Genomic DNA, 9,503 nt, shown 5'->3' with positions numbered 1-9,503 from the left:
CATGCCCCCATACTGCTTGCAAACAACAACGTAACTGAGCAAAACTTTAACCGACGACTCTGCCTATAGCTGGAGGAACTCTGGGGCTCAGGTCAATATTCATCTTCCTCATCGACTTCATCATCATATCCGTATCTTGTACGGCTAATGGCTTGCTGGCGCTGATCCGCTAACGCCTCATTGTGACTCTGCAAATCAACAAGCTTAATGTTCTTGTCAGCTAAATGCGAAAACTCCGGTGCCAACACCCCACTAAACTGAGCCTTCGAATAGCCTTGCGATCTTGCGATTAAGTTTACCAGCCAATTCGGATCGTCAGTAGCAAGTCTACCGCCCAGCCCCAATTTAGGGCGATGAGTAAGTTTCCCATCAACAAATGCTTGCAAAATTAACGATTTAACATGTGGATCAGCAGACTTCAGGATGGATTCTACCATGGAATGTTCCACACTGAGATTGCACACAAGCAATAGCCAGAACATCCAAACAACTTCGTGATGGTTGTTGAATGCCAAATTACGTATAATCAGGATCTCTGCCACTCGAGCCCAACCGATGCGATCAATTCCTAGATCAATGGCATAGCGCTTAACAACCAATAAGCAAATATAATCGATTGCGTGAGGATGTCGCTGAACTATCCTCTGCAAATATGGTTCAATAAAGTCCCATTCTGACCTTAGGTATATTTCTCTCTCGTCCATACCACGGAGCAGCATCTTCACCGGACTGTCAGAGCCAACGTTCCTCGCCGTTTCAAGTGCCTCATCAATGATTAATTCCCATTCAACCGCTGAGAAATAGGTATCGCCACGAAATCGCTTTCTAATTCTTTGGGCCCATAAGTCGTTTACTGGTTCGAGACTGCTGTATATTTTTGTCTTTGAATCGTTGATTTGCAACTCAAAGGAAGCCAACAATTCTCGCAATCGAGACAACACAATTTGCGCATCTGCTTCAGTTTCTAACCCGATATAGTAGTCATCTACATGGCGAACGGCACCAACAACTTTTTCACCCATTCGGTTCTCTAACTCCTTATCAAGGCCAGAAGATATAAATTCTGCTATTAGCCTGAAAGCATCTGGCCCGACTGCAATTCCACGGGTCTGACCCGCTTGACAGTTTCTGACAAAAAGATCCAGTGCGTTAAAAGTTATAGTCTTTGATTGCGGTTTTTGATCCGCTTTTGACTCATCTCGGCCATGCGCTGACCAAGGAATAGAATGCGTGTAGATACTGGGGAAAAACTGGGCGATGTCAGTTTTCAACACAATCGGTGCAAAGCCAATATTCTTGGATGCACGCGCCGATAGCTCTGAGAGAGATGGTACTTGGATTGCACGATCTGCATCCTGATCGAGTATCCTAGGCACCCCTACCGAGTAGTTGGATTCAGAAAAACGGCTCTCAAATTTCGACCAGTTTTTATGTATGAAAGTTGAAACATGAAAATAGGAAACGATATTGGGTGTCCCAAAGAAACGCCTATTTCCATCATGTTTTGTCCCGCTATACTTCGCGAATTCAGTAGTTCTTCTTTGGTTAAACTCTTTGCTGTCTAACTCTGCGACAATTCCGCGGAAGGCCCTTTGGGCATCATTGGAAACAAAACATGGCGGTAAGGTCTCTGGAAATAGTCCTGCATTTATTAGCGAAAACCGACTAATCATTAGGTTTCCCCACCTGAACACTCCCCAACCATTAAATTACCAGTTAACCGATCACAGAAAATCTCGGTAAGGTAGCAAAAGACCATTTCTGATCGCAGCTGGTCAAGGAGAGAGATGCAACAGATCGAAAGATTGGTATGATCGTATTTACCAAGATTATTTGAGTACCGTAGGAGTTCCTGTGCCCTACATCTGGCAAAATAGCGACTGGCCGCAGTTCACGTGGAACCAGGACAAGTTCGACGGCAAGCTGGCTGAATTCGAACAGCTAGCCCTACTTACAGACAATCTTCTCAATCAGCTTCAAAAAAAGGTTCGGGAACAGACTGCGATTGAGCTTCTGGCCAGTGAGGCACTGCATACCTCCCTCATTGAAGGCGAGAAGTTTGATATCCAGGATCTTCGAGACAAATGTGGCGAAGCCCTAAAGCATGCACAATCAGATGCAGGCACTCGAGACGCAAACGGAGACGTCGTTTCGTTGGTTTTTCAGGCGCGGTATGATTTCAACCTTACTCTGACCTCTGAACGCCTTTGCAAATGGCAGGAAATGGCCATCGCCAAAACCTCTGCCTTCCACAAAGTGGAAAGAGGCAAGTGTAGGACGCATGCGGAGCCAATGCAGATCGTATCCGGCGCGATCGGCATGGAAACGGTGCATTATGAGGCGCCACCTTCGTCAGCTGTGCCTGGAGAAATGGAACGATTTCTCGATTGGTTCAATGGCAGCACAGCCTTGCCAGGCATCCTCCGCGCTGGCATTGCCCATTTCTATTTCGAATGCATTCATCCATTCGAAGACGGCAACGGCCGTGTGGGGCGGGCAATTTCAGACCTGGCCCTGTCCCAGGCTCTCGGACGGCCTGTTCTGATGAGCCTTTCTAAAACCATCTTTGAAAGACGAAATTCATATTATGACGCACTCAGCCAATCGCAGTCCTCGAGCCTGGATCTAACCGACTGGCTGAATTGGTTCGCCGACGCTGCAGTCTCAGCACAGAAGGATGCCATTGAACTGATGCAGTTTCTCGCCGGCAAAGAACTCTTCTGGGAAAAGTACGAAGGTCGCTTCAATGATCGCCAGGTGACGATACTGGAAAGGATGCTCAAGGAAGGTCCACAAGGTTTCCAGGGCGGGATGTCCGCGAAGAAATACGCGAAGCTTGCTATATGTTCCTATGAATTGGCGCAGGCAGACCTCGCTTATCTGATGGATGTCGGCGCAATGCATCATTGTATGGATGAAGGCCGCCCTGACAGGTTTGAAATCACACTGCCCAGCTTGGATTCAGAGTAAACCTTCTAGCGCAGCCGCCAGTTCCAGAAAATCCTGATCGAGCAGCTTTGCCCCCTGATCGGTCACATCCACAGCCATCGGGATTTCACGTTTCAACCGGGGTGCCAGCGCCCTGATATTGTCCGCAAAGTTTCGGGCGCCATCAGGCGTGGCTTTCACAGCCTGTTCAAGAGCCTTTGGATCGAGATGGAAAACCGCCATTGCATCAAAGACATCACGCGCGACGGCGCGGCTGCCCCGATAGTGTATTTTCTTGGCCAAGATCTCAGCCGCTGCTTCCATCAGGATTTTATGCCCACTGACTTCAACGGGTAGCGCACCCGGCACCGTCCTCATCATGGCAATGATAAAGTCGATCTCACCTTCCGGCCGTTCAATCTTTATATAATGCTCCGGCTCCTGCCAGTTGTCGGTGATTGCTTTGATTTTTGGATTTCGGTTGGGGGACAGCTTTTGCAACACCGCCGCATTTTCAAAGAATATGTCGATGTCGTAAGAGATTCGGTGATGAAACCTCTGGGCCAAGGCAGTCCCTCCGCCCCATGTCCAGGAGAACTCCCCTGGCAATTCCGCCAACGCCGGCAGAACCGCCTCCAACAGTTCCCGCCACTTGCTCTCACGCTGCCCGGTCATTGAGCCATTCCGCCGTCTCGCCGCGGCCGCCGACATAGTCACAGATACGCTGCAGGGACGGCAATGCGGCAGAGCCCTCCCTCACCAGATTATTCACCTGCTCCAACGGGATCTCCTCCATCAATCCAACAAGGTGGGAAAATGCCCGTTCAGCGGCCTTTGATGGATAGAATCGCAACAACAAATGCTCAAATTCATCCTCAGTCAGTTTCGTCGGCCGACCGGCATTGAGCTTTTTAACCACCAGGGAAAGAGTCTCTTTCTCAATCACCCTTGGCTTCACTTCGAACGTGACGTCTGCCGCAGATAACAGCCGCTCCAAAGTATCCGCGTTATATTTTCCGGTACGGCGGATTCGGGACAGGTTGGTTTTCGAAATGCCCGCACGCGCCGCAACAGCATTGGCCCGCAGCCCCCTCGATTTGGCCGCCTCCAAAATCTGCTCCACCAGTTGCCTGCTATAGCGCATGTTCCTGCATCCTCGATTTACGTATAAGTATAGTTATCATATTTGATTACTTTTTTCAAATCATCTTACTTACCAACCCACCCGCCTCGAGTTTTATCCGTGAATTCCTACAGATTCCTCCCGCAACAAATATCCCCAGGCGGCCGGTGGCACACATTATTCCCGTTGCTCACCGGTTTCCTTTTTCGTTTAAATTCAAACATTAACCGTTGATTTCCGGAAAGGACTGCCGGTAGACTGACATTCGTAAGGCTGCGAATGGCCATGTGCAGGCCATTCCTGCAGGGGTAATCCGGGGGCAGGAAACAAACTCATCTGACAGTTTAATTCGACGTGTTCCAATTCTTGATATGGGCGAATTTTCGCCCGGAATCCGTCTTGTTTCCCTTCCAATGATTCTCCCTCAAGCCTGTCCGGGCCGGCCGGACTGTTTTTTTGTTTTGTCACGCGGGAGAAATGACCAATGAGCACTTTTACAGGCACGACAGACGACGACACCATCACCGGCGGGTCGGGCAATGACCTGATCCAGGGGCTGGATGGCAATGATGTGCTCAAGGGCCAGGGCGGCGACGATGTGATCGAAGGTGGCGCCGGGATGGACACCATCGACGGCGGGGCCGGCAATGACATCATCGATGGCGGCGCCGATGACGATGTGATCGACGGCAATGGCGGCAACGACACCATCGATGGCGGTGCCGGCAATGATTCGATTTCCGGCGGGGCTGCCGCGGACACCATCTACGGCGGCAGCGGCGACGACACCATCACCGGCAATGCGGGCGACGATTACCTGGATGGCGGCGACGGCAACGACACCATCATCGGCGGCGCCAATGACGACATCATCCATGGCGGCGACGGCAATGATGTGATCGAGGGCAATTCCGGCCTCGACCAGATTTTCGGTGAGGGCGGCGACGATGTGATCAACGGCGGCTCTTTGCATGATGTGATCGACGGCGGCACCGGCCATGACGTGATCCAGGGCTTTGCCGGGAACGACACCCTGACCGGGGATGCGGGCAATGACACCCTGATGGGCGGGGCCGGCACCGACAACCTGGATGGCGGCGCCGATGATGATGTGCTGATGGGCGGCGCCGGGGCGGACATCCTGACCGGCGGGCTGGGCAGTGACACCGCCAGCTATGCCGATGCCGGGACCGGTGTGAGTGCCAGTCTGGCCGATGCCTCCGGCAACACCGGCGACGCAGCGGGCGACAGCTATAGCGGCATCGAGAACCTGACCGGCTCGGATTTTGATGATGTCCTGACCGGGGATGGGGGCGACAATGTGATCACCGGCGGCAGCGGCAATGACACCATCGACGGCGGGGCCGGCACAGATACAGCCGTCTTCAGCGGCAATAGTACGGCTTACACCATCACCACCAATGCCGGCGTGACCACGGTCAGCGGCACCGACGGCATTGATATCCTGACCAATGTGGAATATCTGCAGTTTGACGATATCACGCTTTCAACTGATCCGAATACGGCACCGGTGGCCGTGGATGACGCGGCCGGAATCACGGAAGACACAGCCCCGAACCCGGTCACCGGCAATGTTTTGGACAATGACAACGATGCGGATGGCGACAGCCTCACCGTCATCTCGGTCAACGGTCTCTCCGGCAATGTGGGAAGCAGCCTCACCGGCAGCTATGGCAGCCTGCTTCTGCTTTCCGACGGCAGCTATGCCTATACCCTGGACAATGGCAATGCCCTGGTGCAGGCGCTGGGCGTGGGCGAAAGCCTGACCGAGAGCTTCACCTATACCATCGATGACGGCAATGGCGGCACCGCCCAGACCACCCTGACCGTCACCATCAACGGTTCCAATGACGGGCCGGTCGCGGTGGCCGACACGAACAGCGTGACCGAAGACAGCGCACCCAACCCGGTCACTGGCAATGTGCTCGACAGTCACAGCGATGTGGATGGGGACAGCCTCACCGTCTCCCTGGTCAATGGCAGTGCAGGTAATGTGGGCAGTACCGTGTCCGGCAGTTTCGGCAGCCTGCTGCTGATCGCGAACGGCAGCTACAGCTATACCCTGGATAACAGTAATTCCCTGGTGCAGTCGCTGGGTGTGGGCGAAAGCCTGACCGACAGCTTCACCTATACCATCGATGACGGCAATGGCGGCACCGCCCAGACCACCCTGACAATCACCATCAACGGTTCCAATGACGGTCCGGTCGCGGTGGCCGATAGCAACAGCATCACTGAGGATACCGCCCCCAACCCGGTCACCGGTACCGTGCTCGACAATGACAGCGATGTGGACGGCGACAGCCTCACCGTCTCCCTGGTCAATGGCAGTGCAGGCAATGTGGGCAGTGCCGTGTCCGGCAGTTTCGGCAGCCTGCTGCTGATCGCCGACGGCAGCTACAGCTACACCCTGGACAATGGCAATAGCCTGGTGCAGTCGCTGGGGGTCGGCGAAAGCCTGACCGACAGCTTCACCTATACCATCGATGACGGCAACGGCGGCACCGCCCAGACCACCCTGACAATCACCATCAATGGATCCAATGACGCACCGGTGGTGAGCGGCCCGATCACGCACAGCACGGCGGAGGATACCGCCATCACCCTGACCGAGGCCCAGCTTCTGGCGGCGGCCTCGGATGTGGATGGCGATGCCCTTTCGGTAAGCGGTGTGGTCAGCGCCAGCAACGGCACGGTGACCGACAATGGCGACGGCACCTGGACCTTCGATCCGGATGCGGATTTCAACGGCAGCATGGATTTGAGCTATCAGGTCTCTGACGGCACGGTGACCACGGCGGCGACCGGCACGATCACGGTGACGGCGGTCAATGACGCGCCGGTGGCGGGCGACGTGGGTCTGGGTGCCACCGCCGAGGATACGGCAATCACCCTCACCGCCGAGCAGCTTCTGGCCAACAGCACGGATGTGGATGGCGATGCCCTGACGATCACGTCAGTAACGGTGGATCCGGCCTATGGCACGGTCACCGCCTCCGGTGAGGATTGGGTCTTCACGCCTGCGGCGGATTTCAACGGCACCGACATCCCGATCAGTTTCACGGTCAGTGACGGCAGCCTGACGGACACGGCCACCGCGGTGATTGATGTCACGGCAGTCAATGACGCACCGGTGGCGGGCGACGTGGATCTGGGCGCCACCGCCGAGGACACGGCGATCACCCTTACCGCCGCGCAGCTCCTGACCAACAGCACGGATGTGGATGGCGATGCCCTGACAGTCACGTCGGTGACGGTGGATCCGGCCTATGGCACCCTCACCGCCTCAGGCGGGGATTGGATCTTCACGCCTACGGCGGATTTCAACGGAACCGATATCCCGATCAGTTTCACGGTCAGTGACGGAGTGCTGAGCGATACGGCAACCGCAGTGATTGATGTGACCTCTGTGAATGACGGCGATCCGGTGGCACTGGGTGGCCGGATTGTCATGCCCGCACCAGAAGCTGTTTCTCATGTCCTGCATGGTGCGGATATGGATGGGGCGGTGACATTCAATCTGGTTGCAGGCCCGGCCAATGGCTCGGTCACGATCATCGATCCGGAGACCGGGGAATATACCTATGATCCGGCAGGCTATACCGGCACCGACAGCTTCACCTACCGGGTGACGGACAGTGATGGCGTCAGCGTGGATGCGGTAATGGATGTTGAGATCCAGGATGGCACCAGAGAGCCGGAGAATCCGGGCGATTTTGCAAAGTTGGTCACGAGCGTCGGAGTTGGAACCGGCACACTCAGTGAAAGTGGCACCCGGGTTACCTCAACCGATGACTCCACGGTCTGGTATCAGTCCGGCTCCGAAGTGCCGACTATTGGAAAAACCTATATCGAGATGGAGCCTATTACCATCAATGGGACGGTTTTCTTTGGTTTCCGTTCCATGGAGGGCAGTACATCGAACAAAAGCCAGGCGGTCTGGGTGAATGATGGGCGGATCACATTCATTGATGCTGGAAAGACCAGTGCCGTTGAATTGAATGCTTCACTGGAAATCCCGAACCTGGTGTATACCAACAAAGACCGCGTCGGGATGGCCTATGATGCTGCGACCGGGAATGTGGAATTTTTCCGCAATGGTGATCTGGTGGCCACGCTGTCGGATTTTGATCCCGGCTATTCAGTCGCATCGGATGGCCTGACCGCCGATTATGGCACCTATAAGGCCGGTTCCGATATCCGGGCCAACTTTGGTACGAATACCGATAAAGGGGAGACAGGTTTCTGGAATGATCCAGGCCTGGGATATCAGCCCCTGGATGGTGAATTCAGTTTGGACCAAACTGACTTTGTCGGAACCGAAGGTAATGATGTTATCGTCGGTATGAGCGGTGTTAACCAGTTGAGTGGTCAGGCGGGTGACGATTACCTGGATGCTGGAGCTGGATTGTCGCGCAGCGATGAATTCACCTCGATCCGGCTGGATGGCACGGACTATCTGAAACCGGCGGTTTCCAAATTGGGTAATGAGAAAACATGGGTCATTGAATCCTGGATTAATCTCAATGATTCCAATACCAACAATATGATTTTCTCAGCCCGGACGAATGGGGATGGGACGCCTTATGCCGGATTTTTCGTGACCAATGATGGGCGGATCGGGGCAACGTTCCATGACAAGAGCAGCACAAGCATATTGTATGGCGCCTACGGTACAGAAGTAGATGTGGTTACAACGCATAAATGGCATCATGTTGCGTTGGCCTTTGACACCACACGCACAGATAACAAACGGATCCGCATATTTGTTGACGGAGTGGAAATTGAAGCGCTTGAAGCAAGTTACAACCAGCCGCCGCTGGATTGGGGCGGGGCAACCGTAAATCAGGGATATGAGCACAGAATCGGCAATCTCGCGGCTGAACCCAACACAGGCAACGCATTCGATGGTGAAATGGCGTCGATTGCCTTCAGGGACGGGGGTACGGTTGAGGACGCGTCCGACTTCGTGCTGGCCAGACAGACCAGTCAGGGGGATCTGGTGCCTAAAGCGCTCGAGTCGGGTGCGGACTATGGCACCAACGGGTTCCTGCTCGATTTTGCAGATCCGGAAAACCTGGGGGACGATATGTCACTTGCCGGAAATGACTATGTTGGATCAGGCATCCAGGAAACCGATAGCGGGCTTTACCTCCTGGAAGCCGTTAATGTCACCCTAGATGGTGGCACCGGCAACGACACGCTGATCGGGGGGAGCGGTGATGACGTCATCGATGGCGGCGCCGGTGAGGATATCGCGGTCTTCAACGGCATCCGCGCCGATTACGTGATCGAGGATAACGGCGACGGCACCATCAACGTGCGCGATCTTGATGCGGTGGCAGGCGGTGACGACGGCACCGACACCATCAGCAATGTGGAGACCCTGCGCTTTGCCGATGGTGACTTTGCCCTCGATCCGGCCAATACC

The 9,503-nt window shown here is 54.5% G+C and carries 5 protein-coding genes; 2 read left to right on the top strand and 3 right to left on the bottom strand.

Features of this window, described 5'->3' with window-relative positions; translation table 11 throughout:
- Positions 1–92: 92 nt before the first annotated feature.
- A complete protein-coding gene (locus DFP90_RS10945) occupies positions 93–1,673 on the bottom strand; it encodes an RNA-directed DNA polymerase (RefSeq protein WP_115936487.1) in 1,581 nt (526 codons plus the stop codon).
- A gap of 181 nt (positions 1,674–1,854) precedes the next feature.
- Here DFP90_RS10945 and DFP90_RS10940 point away from each other — a divergent pair, with 181 nt between their 5' ends.
- A complete protein-coding gene (locus DFP90_RS10940) occupies positions 1,855–2,970 on the top strand; it encodes a Fic family protein (RefSeq protein ID WP_147300992.1) in 1,116 nt (371 codons plus the stop codon).
- Here DFP90_RS10940 and DFP90_RS10935 read toward each other — a convergent pair.
- Positions 2,962–3,603 (bottom strand): nucleotidyl transferase AbiEii/AbiGii toxin family protein, encoded by a 642-nt coding sequence (locus tag DFP90_RS10935; protein ID WP_115936485.1) that lies wholly within the window; start codon positions 3,601–3,603, stop codon positions 2,962–2,964. The two genes, DFP90_RS10940 and DFP90_RS10935, sit on opposite strands and share 9 nt — an antisense overlap.
- The gene (locus DFP90_RS10930) at positions 3,587–4,072 is read right to left on the bottom strand and encodes a helix-turn-helix domain-containing protein (RefSeq protein WP_115936484.1); all 486 of its coding nucleotides are present in this window, start codon (positions 4,070–4,072) and stop codon (positions 3,587–3,589) included. Before DFP90_RS10930 ends, DFP90_RS10935 begins: the two co-directional genes overlap by 17 nt.
- A 463-nt stretch (positions 4,073–4,535) precedes the next feature.
- Between DFP90_RS10930 and DFP90_RS22855 the strand changes: the two genes are divergently transcribed.
- The coding region (locus DFP90_RS22855) for a beta strand repeat-containing protein (protein ID WP_115936483.1) at positions 4,536–9,503 on the top strand (4,968 nt) is incomplete at its 3' end.

This window comes from Aestuariispira insulae, from assembly GCF_003385955.1.
Classification (GTDB): domain Bacteria; phylum Pseudomonadota; class Alphaproteobacteria; order UBA8366; family Aestuariispiraceae; genus Aestuariispira; species Aestuariispira insulae.
Note: the sequence above shows the minus strand (reverse complement) of the source record. Positions and strands in the feature narration are given on the sequence as shown.

What these genes read in the sequence shown, in the direction of transcription:
- DFP90_RS10930 (WP_115936484.1), bottom strand. Translation starts at nt 4,072, where the DNA reads ATGCGCTATAGCAGGCAACTGGTGGAGCAGATTTTGGAGGCGGCCAAA.
- DFP90_RS10935 (WP_115936485.1), bottom strand. Translation starts at nt 3,603, where the DNA reads ATGACCGGGCAGCGTGAGAGCAAGTGGCGGGAACTGTTGGAGGCGGTT.
- DFP90_RS10945 (WP_115936487.1), bottom strand. Translation starts at nt 1,673, where the DNA reads ATGATTAGTCGGTTTTCGCTAATAAATGCAGGACTATTTCCAGAGACC.